General features: G+C 71.2%; 26 protein-coding genes and 3 pseudogenes. 17 read left to right on the forward strand and 12 right to left on the reverse strand.

The features are described from left to right. Positions 1–5 precede the first annotated feature (5 nt). The 3 genes and pseudogenes from ABZ453_RS25790 (at position 6) to ABZ453_RS25800 (ending at position 3,507) form a co-directional block, all read left to right on the forward strand. Positions 6–1,076: an SIS domain-containing protein gene (locus tag ABZ453_RS25790; RefSeq protein ID WP_359018128.1), complete on the forward strand. Its 1,071-nt coding sequence runs from the start codon at positions 6–8 to the stop codon at positions 1,074–1,076. A 34-nt stretch (positions 1,077–1,110) separates the two neighbouring features. Then, positions 1,111–1,674: pseudogene (locus ABZ453_RS25795) on the forward strand (TetR/AcrR family transcriptional regulator). 366 nt (positions 1,675–2,040) lie between these two features. Next, positions 2,041–3,507, forward strand: coding sequence for a PAS domain-containing sensor histidine kinase (locus ABZ453_RS25800; RefSeq protein ID WP_133044755.1), 1,467 nt, complete (start codon positions 2,041–2,043; stop codon positions 3,505–3,507). Positions 3,508–3,696: 189 nt separating this feature from the next. On the opposite strand, the gene ABZ453_RS25805 is transcribed toward ABZ453_RS25800, so the two are convergent. Both ABZ453_RS25805 and ABZ453_RS25810 read right to left on the reverse strand, forming a co-directional pair. After that, positions 3,697–3,954 (reverse strand): WhiB family transcriptional regulator, encoded by a 258-nt coding sequence (locus ABZ453_RS25805; RefSeq protein ID WP_006142322.1) that lies wholly within the window; start codon positions 3,952–3,954, stop codon positions 3,697–3,699. A 320-nt stretch (positions 3,955–4,274) separates the two neighbouring features. Then, positions 4,275–5,243 (reverse strand): diacylglycerol kinase family protein, encoded by a 969-nt coding sequence (locus tag ABZ453_RS25810; protein WP_359018130.1) that lies wholly within the window; start codon positions 5,241–5,243, stop codon positions 4,275–4,277. A gap of 171 nt (positions 5,244–5,414) precedes the next feature. On the opposite strand from ABZ453_RS25810, the gene ABZ453_RS25815 reads away from it, so the two are divergent. After that, the gene (locus tag ABZ453_RS25815; RefSeq protein ID WP_359018259.1) at positions 5,415–5,864 is read left to right on the forward strand and encodes a hypothetical protein; all 450 of its coding nucleotides are present in this window, start codon (positions 5,415–5,417) and stop codon (positions 5,862–5,864) included. 8 nt (positions 5,865–5,872) lie between these two features. On the opposite strand, the gene ABZ453_RS25820 is transcribed toward ABZ453_RS25815, so the two are convergent. The 3 genes from ABZ453_RS25820 to ABZ453_RS25830 all read right to left on the reverse strand — a co-directional run bounded on the left by ABZ453_RS25820 (position 5,873) and on the right by ABZ453_RS25830 (position 7,951). Next, complete coding sequence (locus tag ABZ453_RS25820; protein ID WP_359018132.1) at positions 5,873–7,000, reverse strand: RNA polymerase sigma factor SigF; 1,128 nt, start codon at positions 6,998–7,000, stop codon at positions 5,873–5,875. 17 nt (positions 7,001–7,017) lie between these two features. After that, positions 7,018–7,431 carry an anti-sigma regulatory factor gene (locus ABZ453_RS25825; RefSeq protein WP_004925829.1) on the reverse strand — a complete coding sequence of 138 codons (414 nt, stop codon included), beginning with the start codon at positions 7,429–7,431 and terminating at the stop codon, positions 7,018–7,020. Between the two features lie 259 nt (positions 7,432–7,690). Continuing rightward, the gene (locus ABZ453_RS25830) at positions 7,691–7,951 is read right to left on the reverse strand and encodes a UBP-type zinc finger domain-containing protein (protein ID WP_359018134.1); all 261 of its coding nucleotides are present in this window, start codon (positions 7,949–7,951) and stop codon (positions 7,691–7,693) included. Between the two features lie 62 nt (positions 7,952–8,013). Here ABZ453_RS25830 and ABZ453_RS25835 point away from each other — a divergent pair, with 62 nt between their 5' ends. Next, on the forward strand, positions 8,014–9,609 hold the full coding sequence (locus ABZ453_RS25835; RefSeq protein WP_359018136.1) for a Na+/H+ antiporter: 1,596 nt from the start codon (positions 8,014–8,016) through the stop codon (positions 9,607–9,609). Positions 9,610–9,616: 7 nt separating this feature from the next. Here the strand turns inward: ABZ453_RS25835 and ABZ453_RS25840 are convergent, their stop codons facing one another. Both ABZ453_RS25840 and ABZ453_RS25845 read right to left on the reverse strand, forming a co-directional pair. Then, positions 9,617–10,510, reverse strand: coding sequence for a pyridoxal-phosphate dependent enzyme (locus ABZ453_RS25840; RefSeq protein ID WP_359018138.1), 894 nt, complete (start codon positions 10,508–10,510; stop codon positions 9,617–9,619). A gap of 22 nt (positions 10,511–10,532) precedes the next feature. Continuing rightward, entirely contained in the window at positions 10,533–11,123 is a 591-nt protein-coding gene (locus ABZ453_RS25845) for an N-acetylmuramoyl-L-alanine amidase (protein ID WP_359018140.1), read from the reverse strand. A 299-nt stretch (positions 11,124–11,422) separates the two neighbouring features. On the opposite strand from ABZ453_RS25845, the gene ABZ453_RS25850 reads away from it, so the two are divergent. The 3 genes from ABZ453_RS25850 to ABZ453_RS25860 all read left to right on the forward strand — a co-directional run bounded on the left by ABZ453_RS25850 (position 11,423) and on the right by ABZ453_RS25860 (position 14,832). Further along, positions 11,423–12,829, forward strand: coding sequence for a family 2B encapsulin nanocompartment shell protein (locus tag ABZ453_RS25850; protein ID WP_359018142.1), 1,407 nt, complete (start codon positions 11,423–11,425; stop codon positions 12,827–12,829). A gap of 113 nt (positions 12,830–12,942) precedes the next feature. Further along, entirely contained in the window at positions 12,943–14,040 is a 1,098-nt protein-coding gene (locus ABZ453_RS25855) for a family 2 encapsulin nanocompartment cargo protein polyprenyl transferase (RefSeq protein WP_359018144.1), read from the forward strand. Between the two features lie 189 nt (positions 14,041–14,229). Then, on the forward strand, positions 14,230–14,832 hold the full coding sequence (locus ABZ453_RS25860) for a GNAT family N-acetyltransferase (protein WP_359018146.1): 603 nt from the start codon (positions 14,230–14,232) through the stop codon (positions 14,830–14,832). Between the two features lies 1 nt (position 14,833). Here ABZ453_RS25860 and ABZ453_RS25865 read toward each other — a convergent pair. After that, positions 14,834–15,048: pseudogene (locus tag ABZ453_RS25865) on the reverse strand (TetR/AcrR family transcriptional regulator); the annotation flags it as partial. A gap of 105 nt (positions 15,049–15,153) precedes the next feature. Between ABZ453_RS25865 and ABZ453_RS25870 the strand changes: the two are divergent. From ABZ453_RS25870 to ABZ453_RS25890, 5 genes are all read left to right on the forward strand, one after another. After that, positions 15,154–15,348, forward strand: a complete 195-nt coding sequence (locus ABZ453_RS25870) for a hypothetical protein (RefSeq protein ID WP_359018148.1) — start codon at positions 15,154–15,156, stop codon at positions 15,346–15,348. 145 nt (positions 15,349–15,493) lie between these two features. After that, the gene (locus tag ABZ453_RS25875) at positions 15,494–15,907 is read left to right on the forward strand and encodes a YciI family protein (protein WP_359018150.1); all 414 of its coding nucleotides are present in this window, start codon (positions 15,494–15,496) and stop codon (positions 15,905–15,907) included. 6 nt (positions 15,908–15,913) lie between these two features. Next, positions 15,914–17,119, forward strand: coding sequence for a sigma-70 family RNA polymerase sigma factor (locus ABZ453_RS25880; protein WP_359018152.1), 1,206 nt, complete (start codon positions 15,914–15,916; stop codon positions 17,117–17,119). A 10-nt stretch (positions 17,120–17,129) separates the two neighbouring features. Continuing rightward, positions 17,130–17,444, forward strand: a complete 315-nt coding sequence (locus ABZ453_RS25885) for a DUF952 domain-containing protein (protein WP_359018154.1) — start codon at positions 17,130–17,132, stop codon at positions 17,442–17,444. Then, positions 17,441–17,683, forward strand: coding sequence for a hypothetical protein (locus tag ABZ453_RS25890; protein ID WP_359018156.1), 243 nt, complete (start codon positions 17,441–17,443; stop codon positions 17,681–17,683). Before ABZ453_RS25885 ends, ABZ453_RS25890 begins: the two co-directional genes overlap by 4 nt. Before the next feature lie 4 nt (positions 17,684–17,687). Here the strand turns inward: ABZ453_RS25890 and ABZ453_RS25895 are convergent, their stop codons facing one another. The 3 genes from ABZ453_RS25895 to ABZ453_RS25905 are packed head-to-tail and all read right to left on the reverse strand — an operon-like array spanning position 17,688 to position 19,264. Beyond that, positions 17,688–18,434 carry a VOC family protein gene (locus ABZ453_RS25895; RefSeq protein ID WP_359018158.1) on the reverse strand — a complete coding sequence of 249 codons (747 nt, stop codon included), beginning with the start codon at positions 18,432–18,434 and terminating at the stop codon, positions 17,688–17,690. Further along, the gene (locus tag ABZ453_RS25900) at positions 18,431–18,844 is read right to left on the reverse strand and encodes a VOC family protein (protein WP_133044583.1); all 414 of its coding nucleotides are present in this window, start codon (positions 18,842–18,844) and stop codon (positions 18,431–18,433) included. The genes ABZ453_RS25895 and ABZ453_RS25900 overlap by 4 nt, the downstream gene beginning before the upstream one ends. A 27-nt stretch (positions 18,845–18,871) precedes the next feature. Further along, positions 18,872–19,264 (reverse strand): helix-turn-helix transcriptional regulator, encoded by a 393-nt coding sequence (locus ABZ453_RS25905; RefSeq protein ID WP_359018261.1) that lies wholly within the window; start codon positions 19,262–19,264, stop codon positions 18,872–18,874. 102 nt (positions 19,265–19,366) lie between these two features. Here ABZ453_RS25905 and ABZ453_RS25910 point away from each other — a divergent pair, with 102 nt between their 5' ends. Genes ABZ453_RS25910 through ppk2 form a run of 3 tightly spaced genes read left to right on the forward strand, consistent with a single transcriptional unit; the run spans position 19,367 to position 21,712 of the window. Beyond that, positions 19,367–20,521, forward strand: a complete 1,155-nt coding sequence (locus tag ABZ453_RS25910; protein WP_359018161.1) for an inorganic phosphate transporter — start codon at positions 19,367–19,369, stop codon at positions 20,519–20,521. Between the two features lie 16 nt (positions 20,522–20,537). Next, complete coding sequence (locus tag ABZ453_RS25915) at positions 20,538–20,771, forward strand: hypothetical protein (protein ID WP_356772988.1); 234 nt, start codon at positions 20,538–20,540, stop codon at positions 20,769–20,771. A gap of 38 nt (positions 20,772–20,809) precedes the next feature. After that, positions 20,810–21,712, forward strand: coding sequence for a polyphosphate kinase 2 (gene ppk2 / locus ABZ453_RS25920; RefSeq protein WP_359018163.1), 903 nt, complete (start codon positions 20,810–20,812; stop codon positions 21,710–21,712). 199 nt (positions 21,713–21,911) lie between these two features. On the opposite strand, the gene ABZ453_RS25925 is transcribed toward ppk2, so the two are convergent. Then, positions 21,912–22,112, reverse strand: coding sequence for a type II toxin-antitoxin system VapB family antitoxin (locus ABZ453_RS25925; RefSeq protein ID WP_133049689.1), 201 nt, complete (start codon positions 22,110–22,112; stop codon positions 21,912–21,914). Between the two features lie 103 nt (positions 22,113–22,215). On the opposite strand from ABZ453_RS25925, the pseudogene ABZ453_RS25930 reads away from it, so the two are divergent. Beyond that, positions 22,216–22,428, forward strand: a pseudogene (locus ABZ453_RS25930) (transposase family protein); the annotation flags it as partial. Positions 22,429–22,432: the final 4 nt, after the last annotated feature.

Genomic DNA, 22,432 nt, shown 5'->3' on the forward strand with positions numbered 1-22,432 from the left:
CCACCATGACCGCCACGCCACCGGAGCCGCAGACCGACGTCCCGGGCCGGATCATGGCCCGTGAGATGGCCGAGCAGCCCGCCGTACTGCGGCGGATCCTGGACGAAGGCGCCCCGGCGATCCGGCGGGTGGCCCAGGAGATCGCCGCCCGCAGGCCCCGGTTCGTCCTGTTGACCGCCCGCGGTACCTCCGACAACGCCGCCCTGTACGCCAAGTACCTGCTGGAGATCCGCCTCGGCCTGCCCTGCGGGCTGACCTCGATGTCCACCACCACGGCGTACGGCGCCCACCCCGACCTCACGGACGTCCTGGTGATCACCGTCAGCCAGTCCGGCGGCTCCCCCGACCTGGTGGCCTCGACCCGGGCGGCCCGCGAGGCCGGCGCGATCACCCTCGCCGTCACCAACAACCCCGACTCGCCGCTGGCCGGCGTCTCCGAGTACCACGTCGACATCATGGCCGGACCGGAGAAGGCGCTCCCGGCGACCAAGACGTACACCGCCTCCCTCCTCGCCCTCTACCTCTTCGTCGAGGGACTGCGCGGCGGCGACGGCGGCGCCGCGAAGGTGCTCCCGGACCTCGCCGAGCAGCTGCTCGCCCGGCAGGACGAGGTCCGCGCCCTCGCCGCCCGCTACCGCTTCGCCGAGCGCATGGTCATCACCTCCCGCGGTTACGGCTATCCCACCGCCAAGGAGGCGGCGCTGAAGCTGATGGAGACGAGCTACATCCCCGCTCTCTCCTACTCCGGCGCCGACCTGCTGCACGGCCCGCTCGCCATGGTCGACAACGTCTCCCCGGTCATCGCGGTGGTCACCGACGGCAAGGGCGGCGAGGCCCTCCAACCGGTCCTGGACCGGCTGCGCGGCCGCGGTGCCGATCTCTTCGTCGTCGGTCCCCGGGAGCAGGTCGAGCGGGCCTCCGCCGGTCTGGTGCTGCCCACCGAGGGCGTCGCCGAGGAGGTCCAGCCGATCCTGGAGATCATCCCCCTCCAGCTCCTCGCCTACGAGGTCACCATCGCCCGCGGCCAGGACCCGGACGCCCCCCGCGCCCTGGCGAAGGTGACGGAGACCCACTGATCCCTTCGCCGGCACCCGCAGCACTGTTCCGGCCGTGGCGGGCGGCGACGAGACGAGCACCCGGGCCGGGCCGGTGTCGAAGCCGCGCGTTCCTTCGACCGTGACGCCGCCCTGGAGAAGACCGTCCTGGCCTTCTGGGAGCACGGCTACGAGGCCGCCTCCGTCGCCGACCTCACCCGTGTCATGGGCAGCGGCGCGCCGAGCCTGTACGCAGCCTCGGTGACAAACGCGCGCTGCTCGACGAGGTCGTGACCGTCTACCGGGCCCGCCACGGCGCCTTCACCGACCGCGCGCTCGTCGAGGAGCCCACCGCCCGGGCGGCCGTCGAGCGGGTGCTGAGGGAGGCCGCCGACGTGTACCCGGCGCCGGGGCCGCCCGCACGGCTGCCTCGTCCTCCACACGGCCACCAACTGCGCCGCCTCCAGGCCGAGGAGTCCTTGCGCGCGGCGCAACGCCGGCATCGCCGCGTTCGGGAGCCTTGTCCGGCCGGCGTCACCGCGGGCGAGTCACCGTCCTCCACCGACGCCCGCGCCGCATCACCCTCGCCGCCCTGGAAGCCCTCGCCGAAATTGCCATGTCCATCTGGCCCCGCACATGAACCCACACGGGTTAGGCTGCGTGATGGACACCCGGGCGTCCCAGTAGTCGTCGAGCCGGTCGGGAAATAACAACAACCAACAGGCTCCAACGCATGGACACGCAGAGTGGTCTAGTCCACAATTGAAGCGAACTTCCGCCCTCCCCGCACAGGAGGACGGACCGAGGAACCGGAGCTCTCTGCCCTGACTGCCCCGGCTCCTCGACCTTCGGCCGACCGGGACCGCACACCCCGCGGCCGATGCTGCTCCGGGCTGCGGTGCCGGGAGGGTTGAGGGTCCCTCCCAGGCGCCGCGGCCCGCGGGTGTTCTCAGGCCGGTTTTCGGCCACCCACATACCGCCAGGTACGCTCGCACCCGTGCCCTCCATGAACGAACTGGTCCGCCAGCACACCGCCCTCGACGACTCCGACCTCGAGTGGCTCCACCTGCTGGTCTCGGAGTGGCAGCTGCTCTCCGACCTCTCCTTCGCCGACCTCGTCCTGTGGGTGCCCACCAGCGACGGCACCCGGTACGTCTCCGTCGCCCAGATGCGGCCCAACACCGGCCCCACCTCCTACCAGGACGACATGGTCGGCCACCTCGTCCCGCGCGGCCGCCGCCCGATGCTGGACGCGGCGCTCGACGAGGGCCGGATCGTGCGCGAGGGCGACCCCGAGTGGCGTGAGGAGGTCCCGGTCCGGGTCGAGTCGATCCCGGTGCGACGGGAGGGGCGCGTCCTCGGTGTCATCGCACGCAACACCAACCTGCTCACCGTGCGCACCCCGAGCCGGCTCGAACTGACCTATCTGCAGAGCGCCTCCGACCTCGCGCAGATGATCGCGGCCGGCGCCTTCCCCTTCGCGAACCAGCAGATGGACATGGACGCCGCCCCGCGCGTGGGCGACGGCCTGATCCGTCTCGACGCGGACGGCATCGTCCAGTACGCCTCCCCGAACGCCCTGTCCGCCTACCACCGCATGGGCCTGGCCTCCGACCTCGTCGGCCAGCACCTCGGCCGGACGACGGCCGAACTCGCCCCGACCCGCGGCCCGGTGGACGAGGCGCTCGCCAAGGTGGCCAGCGGCTGGGCGCCCCGCGAGTTCGAGATCGAGGCCCACGACGGGGTCATCCAGTTCCGCGCGATCCCGCTCAAGCCCAAGGGCACCCGCATCGGTTCGCTGGTCCTGCTCCGGGACGTCACCGAACTGCGCCGCCGCGAGCGCGAGTTGATCACCAAGGACGCCACCATCCGGGAGATCCACCACCGGGTGAAGAACAACCTCCAGACCGTGGCGGCCCTGTTGCGTCTGCAGGCCCGCCGCATCGAGTCCGACCGCGGCCGGGAGGCCCTGGAGGAGGCGGTGCGCCGGGTCGGGTCGATCGCGATCGTGCACGAGACGCTCTCCCAGAACCTCGACGAGCGCGTGGAGTTCGACGAGATCGCCGACCGGGTGCTCGCGATGGTCGCCGAGATCTCGCCGGGCAAGGTCACCGGCCGGCGCAGCGGCCGCTTCGGCATCCTGGACGCCGAGGTCGCCACCCCGCTGTCGATGGTTCTCACCGAAGTCCTGCAGAACGCCCTCGAACACGGCTTCCGCGAGGGGGAGACCGGCACGGTCGAGGTCTCCGCCGTCCGTGGCGGCACCACCAAGGAGGCCCGCCTCCTGGTCACCGTCCAGGACGACGGCGTCGGCCTGCCCGAGGGCTTCGACCCGCACACCGCCGGCAATCTCGGCCTGCAGATCGTACGGACCCTGGTGGAGGGCGAGTTGGGCGGTACGTTCGACATGGTGCCGGCGCCGGAGCGGGGAACCCGGGTGATCTTCGACGTACCGGTGCGGGCGCACAAGTAGTCCGCGGAGGTGAGCGGCGAGCGGCGAGCACAGCAAAAAGCCCCGGATCCGGGGGGATCCAGGGCCAGTCGCTCGTTGCTGCTCTATTGCTAGGCGCACCGGGGATACTGCGCGCTGCGGCTCGGGGGCGGGAGAAGCGCACTCGCTGTGCGCGCCGCCAAGCTCAGGCTGTTTGCGGGGCGGGTGTTGTCAGGCGGAGGCCTGACGGGCCCGGTTGCGGGCGGCGCGGCGCTTCATGGCGCGGCGCTCGTCCTCGCTGAGACCACCCCAGACGCCGGAGTCCTGACCGGACTCGAGCGCCCACTGCAGACACTGATCCATGACGGGGCAGCGACGGCAGACGGCCTTGGCTTCCTCGATCTGCAGCAGCGCAGGACCGGTGTTGCCGATGGGGAAGAAGAGCTCGGGGTCTTCCTCGCGGCAAACGGCGTTGTGACGCCAGTCCATGGCTGCTACCTCTCCTTGGTATTACGTGCAGGTTGCTTGTGAATGTGAACGCTTTCACGAATCCCTCAACAAGTGAAGGGCCGACCGCCGAGTCTTCCCCGGCGTGGACCTGAGATTGAAGAGGGGTTCCGGTGATCTGTGGATGCCGGTGTTGCGGGCTGTCCCGATCGCCACGTAGAGACTCGCAAACCTCAGCGGCGGATACAACCCCTTCCGGAAAGTTTTTTTTGATTCCTCGGTGTCGACTAGGTCACAGCCGTACTTCCATGGGGTGGACCCTGGCCTAAACGTTCGAGTGAAAGGACTTTAGCCCCTTCTGCTCACACAATCACACGCAGTGCACGGCGTACGCCTGTGAACGTCACGCTCGTACGCAGTCCGAGGTGGTCGCCGTCCATCTGGAGGGGGAGAGGCGCCTTCGAATGCAAGGTGAACCCGTCCAGGTCGTGCAGGGACACGACGTGCTTTCCATGGGGTCCCCGCTCGGGGGACGAAGTGAGCAACTGCGTGGCATACCGGGCAGCCGAGACCGTGGACATGCGGCTGACGCCGAGTACGTCGAGCCCGGTATCGAACGAAGCCTTAGGCGACGCGTACACCGGACGATTGCCCAGATAGGTCCAGGGCGAGGTGTTGCAGATTATGGACATCACCAGATCGGTCACCGGTTCCTCGCCGGACCGCTCCAGCGTGATGGTGCCGTGCCGCCGGTGCGGCTCCTGCAGGAACTGACGGGCGACCTGGCGCAGATAAAGGGCGTGGGTGGACTTCTTGCCGAGTTCGCGCTGCTGCTCCACCCGCCCGACCACGCCGGCGTCGAAACCGAGCCCCGCGCAGAAGGTGAACCAGCGCGCCGGCACCGCCTCGTCCTCGGTCCCCGGCGTCCCCGTGGCGAGACCCATGCCGACCGCGCGCTCGCTGCCCTGGTGCAGGGCGTCCAGCACGGCGCCCGTCGCCTCGACGGCGTCGTTGGGCAGGCCCAGGGCGCGGGCGAAGACATTGGTGGAGCCGCCCGGGACCACGGCGAGGCGGGGCAGACCGTCCGGATGGGGGCCGGCGTGCAACAAACCGTTGACGACCTCGTTGACCGTGCCGTCGCCGCCGAGGGCCACCACGAGGTCGATGTCGTCGCTGTCGGCTGCCTGCCGGGCCAGGTCGCGTGCGTGGCCGCGGTACTCGGTGGTGACCGCCTCGAGCTTCATCTCGCTCGCCAGTGCGTGGATCAACACATCGCGTCTGCGTGCGCTGGTGGTGGTTGCCGCCGGGTTGACCACGAGGAGTGCACGCATGAGTTGCAGCGTACCTACTGCCTGGTACTGGGCACAGCGCGAGGTAGGGATCAGGTAAGAGGAGGGGGCGTGAGTCTCGCCACCCGGGGCCGGCTCAACCTCGCCGAGAGGGCCTGCGTCCCCCGCGCCCGCCCCCGCGCCGACCGGCCTCCCCAGGGCTACCCTTCAGGGGTGACCAGTAAGAAGACCCCCGCCACCGAGGAAGACACCGGCCCCCGCCCGCGGCGCCTGACGTACGCCGCCGCCCTCGCCGGGCTGGAAGGGCTCGCGCTGGCCGTCGGGGGCGTCTGGATGCTCGTGGAGGGCCTCGTGGGCGCCCCGGACGACCGGGGCTCCGCCGTCACCGGCGGCGTCACCCTGCTCGTCCTCGCGCTGCTGCCCCTGCTGGCCACGCGCGGACTGCTGGCGTGCAGGAGCTGGAGCCGGGGTCCGGCCGTGATCACCCAGGTCATGGCGCTGCCGGTGGCCTACAACCTGCTGCAGGCCGACAGCGTGGCGATCCCCGCCGGGATCGCGCTGGCGGTCGTCGCCGTCGTCGCCCTGGTGCTGCTGGTCAACCCGGTGACGACCCAGGCCCTCGGGATCAAGGGTCCGGGCCGCGCCCAGGACGGCAAGCAGTAGGCGTACGGCTACTCCTCCACCAGCAGCTTCTCCCGCAGCTGGGCCAGGGTGCGGGCCAGCAGGCGGGAGACGTGCATCTGGGAGATGCCGACCTCCTGCGCGATCTGCGACTGGGTCATGTTCCCGAAGAAGCGCAGCAGCAGGATCCGCTTCTCCCGCGGCGGCAGGTCCTCCAGCAGCGGCTTGAGCGACTCGCGGTACTCCACGCCCTCCAGCGCCTCGTCCTCGGCGCCCAGGGTGTCCGCGACCGCCGGGGACTCGTCGTCGGTGTCGGGGACGTCCAGGGACAGCGTGGAGTAGGCGTTGGCCGACTCCAGGCCCTCCAGGACCTCCTCCTCCGAGATCGCCAGCTTCTCGGCGAGCTCGTGCACGGTCGGGGAGCGGCCGTGCTGCTGGGACAGCTCCGCGGTGGCCGTGGTGAGCGCCAGGCGCAGCTCCTGCAGGCGCCGCGGCACCCGCACCGCCCAGCCCTTGTCGCGGAAGTGGCGCTTGATCTCGCCGACGACCGTCGGGGTCGCGTAGGTCGAGAACTCCACTCCGCGGTCGGGGTCGAAGCGGTCGACGGACTTGATCAGACCGATGGTGGCGACCTGGGTGAGGTCGTCGAGCGGCTCGCCGCGGTTGCGGAAGCGGCGCGCGAGGTGTTCGACCAGCGGCAGGTGCATACGGACCAGTTTGTTGCGCAGCTCCGCGTACTCCGGGCTGCCGTCCTTCAGCCCGCGCAGTTCGACGAACATCGCGCGCGCTCCGCTGCGGTCCTGTGCGTCGTGCTGCGTGGCCTGCTGCACGCTCTGCGCGTCCTGCTGCTCGTCTCGCTCGTGCTCGCTCATCGTCCCGCCCGTTGTCCTTCGCCCAGCCCTCGCCTGCGGCGGGGCCGGGGTGATCCCGTTCGGCCCGTCCGCAGGGGTGCCAGGCGCGGCGCCTTCCCGATCCCGCCGGCCGTCGTCGTCCAGGAAGCCGGTCGCCGCCGCGGGGCCGGCGCCCTCCTCCGGATGCGGCCGGGCCTGCTCGGGGATGCCGCCCATGCCCGCCGGGACCTCGATGCCGGCCCTGTCGCCGACGGGCTCCCCCGTGTGACGGGACCCGCCTGTGCCCTCGGCCGGCAGCTCCCGTGTGCCGCGCTCTTCGTCACGCACCGGCCCGTCCCCTGTCCTCACGCCGGCCCGGGTCCCGCGCCGCGCTGTTTGTAGAGGCTGATCGAAACGGTTTTGTCCTCGTCCACGGCGGAGGAGACCTTGCCCGCGAGAGCGGACAGCACGGTCCAGGCGAAGGTGTCCCGCGAGGGGGCGTGACCGTCCGTGGTCGGGGCCGAGACGGTGACCTCGAGAGAGTCGTCGACGAGCCGGAAGACACAGCTGAGCACCGAGCCGGGCACGGCCTGCTGCAGCAGGATCGCGCAGGCCTCGTCAACCGCGATGCGCAGGTCCTCGATCTCGTCGAGGGTGAAGTCCAAACGGGCCGCGAGGCCGGCCGTGGCCGTACGCAGCACCGACAGGTAGGCACCCGCGGCCGGCAGCCGGACTTCCACGAAGTCCTGGGTCGCGGGCTCGCCTGCGATCTGGGACACCCTCACCTCCATGGTGGTACAAGCTTTACGGGGCCGAGGGTCGCCCCCCGGGGTAACGCGATGTGTGGTTCAGCGGTGACGCTATCGCGCTCTCAACTTTCCTGTCCCCAGGACCCCGACCCCTTGCCGTCACTCACAGTAAAACTGTGGACACGCTCCGTGTCTAGGGGTCTGCGGCTCCCAATGGGAAGAAGGCGCGCCGGGTTGACGTACCCAGACGTCAGACGGTCGAACCGTCCTGGAACCCTGGCGTCCAGGGTCACACAAGTACGTGGTCGACGAAGCACCAACGCCAGTTCTCACCGGGCTCGAACGTGCGCATGATCGGGTGGCCGGAGTCCTTGTGGTGCTCCGTCGCGTGCCGGTTCGGCGACGAGTCGCAGCAGCCGACGTGGCCGCAGGTGAGGCACAGCCGCAGCTGCACCGGGTGCGTGCCGTCGCGCAGACACTCCAGGCACGTCTCGCTGAGCGGACCGGGTTGCGGGAGCGGCAGCGCTTCGGCGTGCGTGCACTGTTTCATGATTGCCAGATTACGACGCCCGTGCGGAGGGCCGCGCGGAAAAACGAGGGTGGGCGAGGACGATGGACGTGATGCCACTGCTGTTGCTGGTGGCGGGCAGCACCGCGGTCGCCGCGGCCGCGCGCCGCACTCCGGTGCCGGCGCCGCTGTGGCTGGTGGCGGTGGGGCTGATTGTGTCGTACGTGCCCGGGGTGCCCGACTACACGCTCGATCCGGACATCGTGCTCCCGCTGGTGCTGCCGCCGCTGCTGCACAAGGAGGCGGTCGAGAGCTCGTACCTCGACCTGCGGAGGAACGTGCGGCCGGTGGCGCTGCTGTCGGTGGGGTACGTGCTGTTCGCCACGTTCGCCGTCGGCTGGGTCGCCTATCTCGTCGTACCGGGGCTGCCGCTGCCCGCGGCGCTGGTGCTGGGGGCGGTCGTGGCACCGACGGACGCGGTCGCGGCGGCCGCGGTCGCCCGGCGGGTCGGGCTGCCCTCCCGGATCACCACGATCCTGCAGGGCGAGTCCCTGCTGAACGACGCGACCGCGATCACCGCCTACCGGGTGGCCGTCGCGGCCGCCGTCGGCGAGGGCGCCTCCTGGATCGGCGGGATCGGAGAGTTCCTGCTGGCCGCGGTCGGCGGTGTGGTGGTCGGACTGGTGCTGATGGCGCCGATCCACTGGCTGCGCACGCATGTGAAGGAGGCGCTGCTGCAGAACACCATGTCGCTGCTCATCCCCTTCGTCGCCTACGCCGTCGCCGAACAGGTGCACGCCTCCGGTGTGCTCGCGGTCGTGGTCGTCGCCCTCTACATCGGGCACCGCGCGTGGGAGGTCGACTTCGCCACCCGGCTCCAGGAGGAGGCGGTGTGGAAGGTGGTCGCGTTCGTGCTCGAGTCGGCGGTCTTCGCGCTCATCGGGCTGCAGCTGCCGGTCGTGCTCAAGGGCCTCGGGGACTACCGGGGCGTCGACGCCGCCTGGTACGCGCTCGCCGTCTTCCTGGTGGTCGTCCTGACCCGGTTCGTCTGGGTGTATCCGGGGACCTTCGTGCCCCGCATACTGTCCTCGCGGATTAGGGAACGCGAGGACAACCCCACCTGGAGAGGCCCGATCGTCACCTCATGGGCCGCGATGCGCGGTGTCGTCTCACTGGCCATCGCCTTCTCGATCCCGCTCACCGTGCACGACGGCGGCCCCTTCCCGCAGCGCAACCTCATCCTCTTCCTGACCTTCACGACGGTCATCGGGACCCTGGTGGTGCAGGGCCTCACCCTGGCCCCGCTGATCCGCCTGGTGCGGTTCCCCGCCAAGGACGCGCAGGCCGAGACCCTCGCCGAGGCCAACGCACAGGCCCAGGCCTCCCGGGTCGCCGAGCAGCGCCTGGACGAACTGCTCACCGACGAGCGCAACACCCTCCCGCCGCCCCTCGCCGACCGCCTCCGCCAGGTCCTGGAGCAGCGCCGCAACGCCGTCTGGGAGCGCCTGGGGCAGACCAACCCGGTCACCGGTGAGTCCGTCGACGACACCTACCGCCGCCTGTCGAGGGAGATGATCGGCGCCGAACGCGCGATGTTCGTACGGCTGCGCGACGGCCGCTACATCGACGACGAGATGCTGCGCACCCTGCTGCGGCGCCTTGACCTGGAGGAGGCGGCGGCCTACCGGGAGACGGCGTAGACGGACGCTACGGGAGGGGCCGCCCGGTGATCACGGCCGCGATCGTCGTCCCGCGCGGGAACGCCCCCTCCTCCGCCAGGGCGACAAGTCCATGGAGCAACTTGGCGACATACAGGCGCTCCACCGCCACGCCATGACGTTCCTCGAAGTCCTCGGCGAAGGTGTCGAGTTCGGTGGGCACGCGCGCGTAGCCGCCGAAGTGGAAGCGTTCGTCCAGGGTCCAGTCGCCGCGGGGGCCGCCGAAGGACCGCTGCTGGAGGGCTCTTATGTCGGCGGTGAGGAAGCCGCCTTTGACGACGGGTATGCCGAGGGCGCGTTGGGCGGGGAACAGGCCTGCGGCCAGGCCCGCCAGGGTGCCGCCGGTGCCGCAGGCCAGGGCGACCACGTCCGCCTGCCCGCGCAGCTCCTCGCCCAGGACCCGGCAGCCTCGCACCGCCTCCGCGTTGCTGCCGCCCTCCGGGACCACGTACGCGTCCTCCGCGCCCGCCGCGCGCAGCATGCGCGCGAGGACGTCCGGTTCGGTCTTGCGGCGGTACGTCGACCGGTCGACGAAGTGCAGCCGCATGCCGTCGGCCGCGCACCGGGCGAGCGAGGCGTTGAGGGGCCGGGTGGCCAGTTCCTGCCCGCGGACCACGCCGACGGTGGGCAGCCCGAGGAGCCGCCCGGCGGCCGCCGTGGCCCGCAGGTGGTTGGAGTAGGCCCCGCCGAAGGTGACGAGCGGCCGGCCGCCGCAGGCCTCGATGTTCGGCACGAGCTTGCGCCACTTGTTGCCGATCAGCTCCGGGTGGATGAGGTCGTCCCGCTTGAGGAGAAGGCGCAGACCACGGCGGTCGAAACGGGGGTCCGACAGCTCCTGTAGAGGGGAAGGGAGGCGTGGTCGCAGGGTGTCGAGGCCGGTCACGGCTCCATTGTGGCCCGGTGCGTCACTTCAGGCGGTCCCGGATGCGCTCGCGCAGCCACGCCATCGTGAAGCCGCGCGGGTCCACTTTGCCCGGCTGCCACTCCAGATGGCCGATCACCGAGCGTTCCGTCCAGCCGTGGTGCCGGCACACCGCTGCCGCCGCCTTCTCCACGGCATCCAGCTGGGCCGGGGGCCAGGGATCGTGCCCGTCGCCGAGGTTCTCGCACTCGAAGCCGTAGAAGTGGCGGTTGCCGTCGGTGTTCGCCTCGTTGTCGGGCGGCAGCGCCTTCTCGGCGATCACCGCGCGCAGCACGTCGTCGTCGCCCAGGCCCGCGTGGTTGGCGCGGCCGTAACCGACGAGGTGGACCGTGCCGTCCTTGGTGATGACCCCATGGCAGAGGGGGCCGGGCAGGCCGGCGTAGCCGTCGCGGCAGAGCTCGACCGTGTGCTCGCTGCCGCTGGTGGCCGTGTGGTGGATCACCACCCCGTGCACCGGGCCCCACGGACCCTTGTGATTGCGGTTGTGATGTTCCCAGTCGCCGACCTCGACGACGGTGAGGCCCTCCGCCACTAGCCCTGCCAGAAAGGCGCCCGCGGACATGGGTGAGGCCATGACCGCCTCCTTCGTGCATGCCGTGCCGACGACCGCCCGACGCGACCGCCCGTGCCAGGTCCTCTTACCTGAAGTGAGTACGCGATTACACATGGCGCTTGCGGCCGCGGTACGGATCCGGCCATTCCGGGCGTCGGGCCGCTGGACGAAAGCCTCCTTTGTGCCCACCGATCCGAAGATCCAACCCCGCTCTTTCGTGTAATAGCACCGCCACGCTCCGTGATGGAAGGCTGGTCCGTGCAGATCGCAATGCGGCGGCTCCGACCGTGCCGCCGCATGACCGGGAGGGCAATTCTCATATGTCGGTAGGCGAAGAGGTCCGTTCGGAACAGGGCAAGCCGCAGCAGAGTCTCGCCACGGCCGCCGCGCGGAACCTGGCCACCACGACCAAGTCCGCACCCCAGATGCAGGAGATCAGCTCCCGCTGGCTGCTGCGCATGCTGCCCTGGGTCAACGTCCAGGGCGGCACGTACCGGGTGAACCGGCGCCTGACGTACGCGGTGGGGGACGGCCGCATCACGTTCGTGAAGACCGGCGACCGGGTGGAGGTCATCCCGGCGGAGCTGGGCGAACTGCCGGCGCTGCGCGACTACGAGGACGACGAGGTGCTCTCGGAGCTGGCCCAGCGCTGCCGGCAGCAGGAGTTCGCGCCGGGCTCGGTGATCGCCTCCTTCGGCGGCGCGACCGACGAGGTCCATCTGCTGGCGCACGGCAGGGTGGAGAAGGTCGGCACAGGCCCCTACGGCGACGACGCGGTCCTCGGCGTGCTCGCCGACGGCGCCTACTTCGGCGACGCGGCACTGCTCCGCCCGGACGCCATCTGGGAGTGCACGGTCCGCGCGGCCACCGCGTGCACGGTACTGACCCTCTCCCGGCAGGACGTCGAACAGGTCGCGGAGCGCTCCGACTCCCTGCGCGAGCACCTCCAGCACGTGCGCTCGATCCCCGAGCAGCACACCAACAAGTACGGCGAGAAGGCAGTCGACCTCGCCGCCGGCCACAGCGGCGAACCGGACATCCCGCACACCTTCGTCGACTACGAGGCCAGGCCCCGCGAGTACGAACTGAGCATCGCCCAGACCGTGCTGCGCATCCACTCGCGCGTCGCCGACCTCTACAACCAGCCGATGAACCAGACCGAGCAGCAACTGCGGCTCACCGTCGAGGCGTTGAAGGAGCGCCAGGAGCACGAGCTGATCAACAACCGCGAGTTCGGGCTGCTGCACAACTGCGAGTACGACCAGCGGCTCCAGCCGCACGACGGTGTGCCCAGCCCCGACGACCTGGACGAGCTGCTCAGCCGGCGGCGCGGCACCAAGCTGCTGCTCGCCCACCCGCGCGCGATCTCCGCGATCGGCCGCGAGCTCAACAAGCGCGGGCTCGTCCCCGAGACCATCGAGGTGGCCGGCAACCGCATCCCGACCTGGCGGGGCGTGCCGATCTACCCCTGCAACAAGATCCCGGTCACCGAGGCCCGTACGTCCTCGATCATCGCCATGCGCACGGGCGAGGCCGAACAGGGCGTGATCGGGCTGCAGCAGGCGGGCATCCCGGACGAGATCGAGCCGAGCCTGTCCGTCCGGTTCATGGGCATCAACGAACAGGCGATCATCAAGTACCTCGTGACGGCGTACTACTCGGCCGCGGTCCTGGTGCCGGACGCGCTCGGGGTCCTGGAGAACATCGAGATCGGCCGCTGGAGGTGACGTTTCTCCATCCGGGAGCCGTGTCCCCGCAGCCCGGCCGGGGTAGATCCCGGTCGTACGCGATCGGCCCGAGCGGAAGCACCACCGTCCGCGGACTGACCGAGGGGGACCCCATGGCCGAGTTCCTGACGGAGGCGAAGCGGCACCCCGCCTGGCGAAGGGAGGGCCTCGAGGGCGGGGGAGGGTTCGACGGGGCCGAGGCGACGGCGATCCTGGAGCGCGCCCGGGCGGCCGTCGACCCCGCCCTGCGCGGTGCCATCGACTCCCTGCCCGGCGCCCTGCGGCGGATCGCGCTCTACCACTTCGGCTGGGAGCACGCCGACGGGACACCGGCGGCGGGCAACGCGGGCAAGGCGATACGCCCCGCGCTCGTCCTCACCGCGGCCGCCGCGCTCGGCGGACCGGGGGCGGACACGGCGGCGGTGCGAGCGGCCGCGGCGGTGGAGCTGGTGCACAACTTCACGCTGCTGCACGACGACGTGATGGACCGCGACACCACCCGTCGTCACCGGCCCACCGCCTGGACCGTGTTCGGCGACGCCGACGCGATCCTCGCCGGGGACGCCCTGCAGGCGCTGGCCCTCGGGCTGCTCGCCGAGGACCCGCACCCGGCGTCCGGGGCGGCCGCGGCCCGGCTCGCGGCCTGTGTCGTTCAGCTGTGCGCCGGGCAGCAGGCGGACACGGCGATGGAGCGGCGCCACCCCGGCGAGGTCACCCTCAAGGAGGTGCTGACCATGGCCGAGGCCAAGACGGGCGCGCTACTGGGGTGCGCCTGCGCACTGGGCGCGCTGTACGCGGGCGCGGCGCAGGAGGACGTCGAGGCGCTGGACGCGTTCGGCCGGCAGGCCGGGCTCGCCTTCCAGCTCATCGACGACGTGATCGGCATATGGGGCGACCCGAGCCGCACCGGCAAGCCGGCCGGCGCCGATCTCGCGGCCCGTAAGAAGTCCCTCCCGGTGGTCGCCGCGCTCACCTCGGGCACCCCGGCGGCGGCCGAACTGGTTGAGCTGTACGGGGGGCCGTACGAGAAGGAGGACCTGGAGCGGACCGTGCTCGCCGTCGAGCGGGCCGGTGGCCGGGACTGGGCGCAGGTCCAGGCGGCCGACCGGATGGCCCGCGCGGTGCAGGAGCTGTCCCGCGCGATCCCCGATCCGGACGCGGCGGGCGGACTGCTCACGCTGGCGGAGTTCGTGACCCGGCGCAACAGCTGAGCCCGGCGCCCACCCAGACCCCGGAGCCCACCGGGGCGACCGCGCGGCTCCTGACCCCGCACGGCCGCCGAGGCTCCGGCGAAGGCGGGTCCCGCACATCCCCACGGTGTGCGGGCCCCGCCGCTTCGTACGTTCCGGATAGGCTCAACCCCCGTACGTTCGAGGTCGGTTGAGACGAGGGGACGGCAGATGGGTGTGGTGATCCGGGCGGCGGGCGCGGACGATCGCGAGACGGTCGTACGGCTGCTGGACGAGGCGTTCCAGGACGATCCGGTCAGCAACTGGGTCTTCCCCGGCGCGGAGCACCGCCGTGCGCGGCACCCCGGGCTGATGGCCGCCTTCACCGACCTGGTCCTCGCCGAGGGCCGCGTCGACCTCACCGAGGACGCCGCCGCCTGCGCGCTCTGGCTGCCGATGCCCGCCGATCCGCACGCCGAGGACTCCGACGAGGACGGCCCCGCCCAGCTCCGTGCCGCCGTCGACCCGGACAACGAGCGCGTCGAGCTGATCGGCCGGCTCACCCAGGACATCCACCCCACGGGCCGCGCCCACGAATACCTGTGGATGATCGGCGTCACCCCGAAGCGGCAGGGCGAGGGCCTCGGCACGGCCCTCATCCAGCACGTCCTCGACCGCTGCGACCGCGAGGGTCTGCCCGCCTACCTGGAGGCCAGCAGCGACCGCAGCCGCGCCCTGTACGCACGCCTCGGCTTCGAACCCGCCGGCGAACCCCTGGCCCTCCCCGACGGCCCCCACATGTGGCCGATGTGGCGCGAACCAGGGGCCTCCTGAGCACGATCCGCCGCACCAGCCCGTCCGGCACCCGCACCCCGGGCAGTGTGCCGTCCAGGACCCCCGGCAGCGTGAGGTGCTCCAGGATCAGGCCGAGCACGGCGAGCCAGAGCACGGCGGCGGTCTCGTCACCCCCGGGTGGCCCGGCGTCCTGGCTTCCAGGCGCATCTCCAGCAGAGCCGGACAGCCCGTGCGGTCGGCGGTCACCCGTTCCAGTCCTCGCGGCCGGTGAAGTAGCCGGAGGCGGTTCCCACCGGCTTCGGTGGCGGCGTGCTCGTCCGTACCTGCGCGCGCGAGCGGTGAGCGGCCTAACCTGAGGGCATGGACGGCTCAGAACACGTCTGTCCCCGGTGTGGGCAGCCCGTGGAGACGGTGGTCGGGCGCCACAAGACACTCGGCGCCTGGGTCCCGGTCTGGGGGCCGGGCCCGTGCCGCAATGCCGAGTGCGATGCGTATGTTCCCCGGAGCGGCGAGCGGAGCGGCGAACGGGAGCGTCCGGCCGCGGGGGAGTCCTGAGGACCGCGCCCAGACCATGCACCGACCGGACGGGGATCCCCGTAAAGGAATTTCATCCGGCCCCGTGTCGAGAAGTCCGGCCCGGCTCCGACGTCCCCCGTGAGAGCCGCCCCCCTCGGGCGGCCCGAGCCGAAGGAGCAGAGTCATGAAGTACCTGGTCATGGTGCAGTGCACGCAGGCTGACTACGAGGGCATGCGCGGCAAGGCCAACGCCACCTCCCCGGCCTGGAGCCAGGAGGACGTCCAGGCGATGTACGCCTTCATGGGCGCCCTCAACGACGACCTCGCCGAGACCGGCGAGATGATCGACGGACAGGGCCTGGTCGAGCCGGCCAGGACCCGGCTGGTCGGCCCGGGCGACGACGGGAAGCCGGTGATCACCGACGGGCCATACGGCGAGACCAAGGAACTGCTGGCCGGCTACTGGGTCCTCGACTGCGCGAGCCTGGAGCGGGTCACCGAGATCGCCGAGCGCGTCCTCGAGTGCCCCCAGCCCGCCGGGGCCCGCAGGTACCCCGTGGTGATCCGGCCCATCGACAGCGGTTCCGCGGACGTCTGAGCCGCCGTGCGTCCCACCGCCGAGACCGAGGACCTGCTGCGGCTGCACGCGCCGCAGGTCCTCGGCGCGCTGGTCAGACGGTACGGCCACTTCGCCGCCGCCGAGGACGCCGTGCAGGAGGCGCTGCTCGCCGCGGCCGGGCAGTGGCCTTCGGCGGGGATTCCGGACAACCCGCGCGGCTGGCTCATCAAGGTGGCCTCGCGGCGGCTGACGGACGCCCTGCGCTCGGAGGAGGCGCGGCGGGCGCGGGAGGAACGGGCGGTGGCGCTGACCGCGCCGCTGGCGACCGGCCCGGACCGCGGGCCCCGCGAGGACGACACCCTCAGCCTGCTCTTCCTGTGCTGCCACCCGGACCTGACCCCGCCCGCCCAGATCGCGCTCACCCTGCGCGCGGTCGGCGGCCTCACGACGGCGGAGATCGCCCGTGCGTATCTCGTGCCCGAGGCGACCATGGCGCAGCGGATCAGCCGGGCCAAGCAGAAGGTGCGGGGCGTGCGGTTCGGGCGGCCGGAGAACTGGGCGAAGCGGCTCCCCGCCGTGCTGCACACCCTGTACCTCATCTTCAACGAGGGTTACACCGCCACCTCCGGCACCAGCCTGCAACGCCGGGACCTGGCCGGCGAGGCGATCCGGCTGACCCGCACCGTCCACCGGCTCCTGCCCGACGACGGCGAGGTGGCCGGCCTGCTGGCGCTGATGCTGCTCACCGACGCCCGGCGCGACGCCCGTACCGGACCGCACGGCGAACTGATCCCGCTCGACGAGCAGGACCGCGACCGCTGGGACAAGGCCGCGATCGAGGAGGGCGTGGCGCTGGTGACGCGGGCGCTGTCCCGGGGGCCGGCGGGCCCCTACGGGCTCCGGGCCGCCATCGCCGCCGTGCACGACGAGGCGCCGTCCGCGCGGGCCACCGACTGGCGGGAGATTCTCGGGCTGTACGAGGTGCTGGTCCGCCAGGTCCCGGGCCCCGTCGAACGCCTCAACCGCGCCGTCGCCCTCGCGATGGTCGACGGACCCGAGGCGGGCCTCGCGGAACTGGCCCTGCTGGAGCCGGGGTTGGGGCACCGCCTGGACGCCGTGCGCGGGCACCTCCTGGAGCGGGCCGGAGCGTACGACGGGGCCCGGGCCGCCTACGAATCGGCCGCCGCGGCCACCCTGAGCCTTCCCGAGCAGCGTTATCTGCAGGGGCGGGCCGCACGTCTGAGGCCGTAGCGTGACCCCCATGACCGACCACATCCTGCACCTCACCGAACGTTCCCTGTGGGAAGCCGCCCGCGCGAAGGGCACGTACGAGATCTCGACGCGCGGCCGGACCCTTCAGGAGGAGGGCTTCATCCACTTCTCCACCCGCGCCCAACTCCCGGGCACCGCCCGCTTCTTCGACGGTCTGGACGACCTGGTGGTCCTGGTCGTGGACCCGGAGCGGCTCGGCATACCGGTGAAGTACGAGGCCCCCGAGCCCGGCGGCGAGGAGTTCCCGCACGTGTACGGACCGATCCCGGTGGACGCCGTGGTGGCCGTGGAGCCGTGGACGTGAGCGACTTAGCGCGGCGGAGGGTGTGGCGCTGGGCCGTGGCGATGTGGCTGGGCGCGGTCGTCGTCGGGGGCGGTCTCACGCTGTGGCTGCGGGAGTCCGAGGAACCCGCGCCGTCGGCGGGATGGGAGCGGAGCAGTCCGACGCCGTCGCTTCCGGAGGGTTGGCGCAGCCAGTGCCCGACCCCCACACCCGACGCCGAAGGCCACGCGGCCGTCCTGTGCTTCATCCGCACGCGCTAGGCAGCTAGGGCACGGCCGGCAGTCCGCCCGTCTCCGGATCGCGGCCCGTCAGGCAGTAGGCTCCGCCCGCTGGGTCGCGCAGCACCGTCCAGCCGGAGCCGTGCGCGACGAACTCCGCGCCCAGACGCTCGTGTTCGGCGCGCGTCCCATCGATGTCGGCGCAGGCCAGGTCCAGGTGGGCGGTGGTCGGGCGTTCCTCGCCGAGCCGCTGGAGGAGGATCCGGACCGGCAGGCCGGGCGGCGGCTTGACCACGTGGAACTCGGGGCGTGAGCCGCGCACGGACTCCCAGTCCGCCAAGAGGGCGCTCCAGAAGGCGACTTCGGCGTCGAACGCGGACGGCGCGAGGTCCAGGCACACCTGATCGAGGCGGCTGCCGCGCACGACCGGCGGACGGATCGACTCACCGCTCCAGGGCACGGTGCAGAACAACTGCCCGGCGGGCGAGCGCAGTACGGCCCAGGTGCCGTGATCGGCGACCAACTCCGCCCGCAGCCGCAGCGCCGCTCCGATGAAGTCCCGTACGTCCTCCACCGGGAAGTCCAGATGGGCGCCGCCCGGCCCCGAGGCGACCGCCTGCGCCTTCACACAGGCGTCGGCCCCGTCGTGCAGGAGGGTGGTGAACTCCTTGTCGTCACCGCGAAGTCCGGACAGCCGCGTACCCGTGACAGCCGTCCAGAAGGCGCAGGCGGCGGCGAAGGTCCCGGCCGGGCGGTCGATGAAGGCGTACGTCCACCGGACCCGTCCGCTCACCCCTTGCGCTCCATGAACCGCAGCATGTTGCCCGCCGGGTCCCGGAACGCGCAGTCGCGCACCCCGTACGGCATGTCCATCGGTTCCTGGATCACCTCGGCACCGGATTCCTGGACGCGGGCGAAGAGGGCGTCGCAGTCCTCGGTGGTGAAGTTGACCCCGCGCAGCACGCCCTTGGCCAGCAGCTGCTCCATCGCGTCCCGGTCGGCGGGGGAGAGGTCGGGGTTCGCCGCCGGCGGCTCCAGCACGATCGACACGTCCGGCTGCAGCGGCGACCCTACGGTCACCCAGCGCATGCCCTCGTACTTGACGTCATTGCGGACCTCCAGGCCCAGGACGTCGCAGTAGAACTCCATCGCCTTGTCGTGATCGTCGACCGCGATGAAACACGTGTTGAGTTTGAGGTCCATTCTTCCAACCTAAGGTCAGTACGGCCGCTACGTCCTGGTCGGGCGGGTGTACACCCGTGCGACACATGGCGGGATCTCCGCGCTCTCCTCGTGCGAGCGGGCCCGGTAGGCGCTCGGCGACTCGCCCACGAGTTCCGTGAAACGGGAGCTGAAGGAGCCGAGGGAGGTGCAGCCGACCGCGAAGCAGACCTCCGTGACCGTGAGGTCGCCCCGGCGCAGCAGGGTTTTGGCGCGTTCGACCCGGCGGGTCATGAGGTAGCTGTAGGGGGTCTCGCCGTAGGCCTCGCGGAACAGCCGCTGGAAGTGGCCGGGCGACATCAGGGCGGTTCGGGCGAGGGCGGGCACGTCGAGGGGTTCGGCGTACTCGCGGTCCATGCGGTCGCGGGCCTTGCGCAGACGTACCAGGTCCTCACGGTTCACCACGTCAGCATCGCACGATCCTCACCGGTCGGGCGCCTGTACCTGGAGCGCACTTTGCCTTGAGTTCGTCTGCTGTACGAAAGCCCTTGCTCCCATGGAGACATGGACCACATCACGTTCCTCGTGGCGGTCGTCATCGTCACGGCCCTGGCCTTCGACTTCACCAACGGATTCCACGACACCGCGAATGCGATGGCCACCTCCATCGCGACCGGCGCGCTCAAGCCGAAAGTGGCGGTGCTGGTGAGCGGGGTCCTCAACATCGTGGGGGCCTTCCTGTCCACGGAGGTCGCCAAGACGATCTCCGGAGGCATAGTCGACGACACCCTCGTCAGTCCAGGGATGATCTTCGCCGGGCTGGTCGGGGCGATCCTGTGGAACCTGCTGACCTGGCTGGTCGGGCTGCCCTCCAGCTCCTCGCACGCCCTGTTCGGCGGGCTGATCGGGGCCGTGTGGGTCGGCGCCGGCTCCCACGGCGTGCACTTCGACAAGGTTGTCGAGAAGATCCTCATCCCGGCCGTCGCCTCGCCGGTCGTGGCGGGCGTCGCCGCCCTGATCGCCACCTACCTCGCGTACAAGCTCACCGCCCGCGCCCGGAAGGAGTCCGTGACCAAGGGCTTCCGGCTCGGCCAGATCGCCTCCGCCTCCCTCGTCTCCCTCGCGCACGGCACCAACGACGCGCAGAAGACGATGGGCGTCATCACCCTGACCCTGATCTCCGCCGGCGCCCTCGGTCACGACGCCGGCCCGCCGGTGTGGGTGATCGCCTCGGCCGGTCTCGCCATCGGCCTCGGCACCTACATCGGCGGCTGGCGGATCATCCGCACCATGGGCAAGGGCCTGACGGAGATCCAGTCCCCGCAGGGCTTCGCCGCCGAGTCGGCCTCCGCGACCGTCATCCTCACCTCCGCCCACCTCGGCTTCGCCCTGTCCACCACGCAGGTGGCCTCCGGCAGCATCCTCGGCGCCGGTCTGGGCAGGCGGCTGGCGGAGGTGCGCTGGGGTGTCGCCGGCCGCATGGTGGCCGCATGGCTGATCACGCTGCCGGCCGCCGCGCTCGTCGGCGGCCTTTCGGCGAGCGCCGTCAAGCACGGCGGCAACTTCGGCACGGTCGTCGTCGCGCTGGTCGGCGCCGCGCTCGCCGGCGGCATCGTCCTGCTCTCGCGTCGCAACCCGGTGCACGCGAACAACGTCAACGACCACCACGAGGTGGCCATCCGCACCGAACCGCCGGCCACCGTCGGCACGGCCGCCTGAGGCAGGGAGAGCTTCGATGGATCTGGACTGGAACGCGCTCGGCAAGGTGACCGGGGTGAGCATCGGCGTCACCGTCGCCGTGGTCGTCGTCTTCGCCCTCGGCGTCCTCGGCCTCGCCCGCTACGAGGGCGCCCGCGAGGAGGGCGGCGGCACGTCGGCCGTCGGCATGGCCCAGGCCGGGCTGTGCTTCCTCGCCTGCGCCGCCGTGGTGGTGTACGGCATCTATCTGATCGTGCCGCAGTTCCACTGAGCCGCCGAGAACCACCACCGGACGCCGAGGAGGACCGCATGACGACCCCGCCCCTGCTGGCCGAGCAGGCCGACCTGAAGGTCGACTACACCGACCCCGACGACCCCGTGCTGATCCGCCCGGACGGCTCGCCCATCGACACCTGGCGGGAGAACTACCCGTACGCACAGCGCATGGAGCGCAAGGAGTACGAGTGGCACAAGCGGCTGCAGCAGATCGAACTGCTGAAGCTGCAGAGCTGGGTCAAGGAGACCGGCCGCCGGCTCGTCATCGTCTTCGAGGGACGGGACGCGGCCGGCAAGGGCGGCACCATCAAACGGTTCACCGAGCATCTCAACCCGCGTGGGGCGAGGGTGGTGGCGCTGGAGAAGCCGACGGAGCGGGAGAGCGGCCAGTGGTATTTCCAGCGCTACGTCGAACACCTGCCCACGGCCGGTGAGATCGTCCTCTTCGACCGGTCCTGGTACAACCGGGCCGGTGTGGAACGGGTGATGGGCTTCTGCTCGGACGACGACTACCGGCGCTTCATGCGCCAAGCCCCCTTGTTCGAGCGGATGCTGGTGGACGACGGCGTCGACCTGGTGAAGTTCTGGTTCTCCGTCTCGCAGAGCGAGCAGCGCACCCGCTTCACGATCCGTCAGGTCGATCCCGTACGGCAGTGGAAGCTCAGCCCCATGGACCTGGCGTCCCTGGACCGCTGGGACGACTACACCGCGGCGAAGGTCGCCATGTTCCGGGAGACGGACACCGAACACGCGCCCTGGACCGTGGTGAAGAGCAACGACAAGAAGCGCGCCCGGGTCGAGGCGATGCGCAGCGTGCTGGCCCGCTTCGACTACTCCGACAAGGACGAGGAGGTCGTCGGCAGCCCCGACCCCCGCATTGTGGGCGCGGCGGCGGGCCTGCTGGAGGCGGGGGAGGACGCCCACGACCGCTGGTGATACCGAAGGGGCCCGTGGACCTGCGATGGTGCACCGATCGCCGGCTCAGGCGAACAGGCTCTGGGCCAGGCCTTCTTGGTCTACTAAGGGCTGTCCCGTAACTGCTGTTCGTCGTCTGTGCCGGTGGACTCTTGGATGCGTCGGCTGGTGGTTTGATCGGCGGCACGCGGCACGCGGCACGCGGCACGCGGCAGGAGGCTCAGCCTTGCGGCTCTTGCGGCTTGACGTCGAGGTCGCGCAGACTTTGGTCCTTGAGCTCGGTGCGGGCCTCCGTGCGGTGGCCGCGGGCGATGTAGTCCCGCACGATCGCCTCGATCGCGTCCTGGGGCGAGCCGATCCCCGCCAGGACCATCACTTCCACCACGAGTTCGGCGTCGAGACTGATATTGACCTTGGCCACCCTGCCCCCTCATCGCGTCGCAGCCGCACTCTAGCTGCTCATGGTTCCGTAGCATGCCCTCAAGGTTCGATCTCAGCGAGGCCCCAAGTGGGATGATCTTGCTGTGGCAGGTGTGATCAGGTCGTCAGAGCCGTCCTGGACAGACCCGTTCACCGGGCTGAGCCCGAATCGGTTCGGCAAGCTGATCACCGCGCTACGGCGTGAGGGCGCGGGCCCGGTCCGCAAGGGCCGGCCATGGAACCTGCCGCTGGAGGACAGGGTTCTACTGGTCGCCGCGTACTGGCGCACGAACCTCACCCTGCGGCAGCTCGCCCCACCGG

Source organism: Streptomyces sp. NPDC005799 (assembly GCF_040630525.1).
GTDB lineage: Bacteria > Actinomycetota > Actinomycetes > Streptomycetales > Streptomycetaceae > Streptomyces > Streptomyces griseorubiginosus_B.

Coding starts and splice junctions, on each gene's coding strand:
- ABZ453_RS25790 (WP_359018128.1), top strand. CDS start 6: ATGACCGCCACGCCACCGGAGCCGCAGACCGACGTCCCGGGCCGGATC.
- ABZ453_RS25800 (WP_133044755.1), top strand. CDS start 2,041: ATGAACGAACTGGTCCGCCAGCACACCGCCCTCGACGACTCCGACCTC.
- ABZ453_RS25805 (WP_006142322.1), bottom strand. CDS start 3,954: ATGGACTGGCGTCACAACGCCGTTTGCCGCGAGGAAGACCCCGAGCTC.
- ABZ453_RS25810 (WP_359018130.1), bottom strand. CDS start 5,243: ATGCGTGCACTCCTCGTGGTCAACCCGGCGGCAACCACCACCAGCGCA.
- ABZ453_RS25830 (WP_359018134.1), bottom strand. CDS start 7,951: ATGAAACAGTGCACGCACGCCGAAGCGCTGCCGCTCCCGCAACCCGGT.
- ABZ453_RS25835 (WP_359018136.1), top strand. CDS start 8,014: ATGGACGTGATGCCACTGCTGTTGCTGGTGGCGGGCAGCACCGCGGTC.
- ABZ453_RS25845 (WP_359018140.1), bottom strand. CDS start 11,123: ATGGCCTCACCCATGTCCGCGGGCGCCTTTCTGGCAGGGCTAGTGGCG.
- ABZ453_RS25850 (WP_359018142.1), top strand. CDS start 11,423: ATGTCGGTAGGCGAAGAGGTCCGTTCGGAACAGGGCAAGCCGCAGCAG.
- ABZ453_RS25855 (WP_359018144.1), top strand. CDS start 12,943: ATGGCCGAGTTCCTGACGGAGGCGAAGCGGCACCCCGCCTGGCGAAGG.
- ABZ453_RS25860 (WP_359018146.1), top strand. CDS start 14,230: ATGGGTGTGGTGATCCGGGCGGCGGGCGCGGACGATCGCGAGACGGTC.
- ABZ453_RS25870 (WP_359018148.1), top strand. CDS start 15,154: ATGGACGGCTCAGAACACGTCTGTCCCCGGTGTGGGCAGCCCGTGGAG.
- ABZ453_RS25875 (WP_359018150.1), top strand. CDS start 15,494: ATGAAGTACCTGGTCATGGTGCAGTGCACGCAGGCTGACTACGAGGGC.
- ABZ453_RS25885 (WP_359018154.1), top strand. CDS start 17,130: ATGACCGACCACATCCTGCACCTCACCGAACGTTCCCTGTGGGAAGCC.
- ABZ453_RS25900 (WP_133044583.1), bottom strand. CDS start 18,844: ATGGACCTCAAACTCAACACGTGTTTCATCGCGGTCGACGATCACGAC.
- ABZ453_RS25910 (WP_359018161.1), top strand. CDS start 19,367: ATGGACCACATCACGTTCCTCGTGGCGGTCGTCATCGTCACGGCCCTG.
- ABZ453_RS25915 (WP_356772988.1), top strand. CDS start 20,538: ATGGATCTGGACTGGAACGCGCTCGGCAAGGTGACCGGGGTGAGCATC.
- ppk2 (WP_359018163.1), top strand. CDS start 20,810: ATGACGACCCCGCCCCTGCTGGCCGAGCAGGCCGACCTGAAGGTCGAC.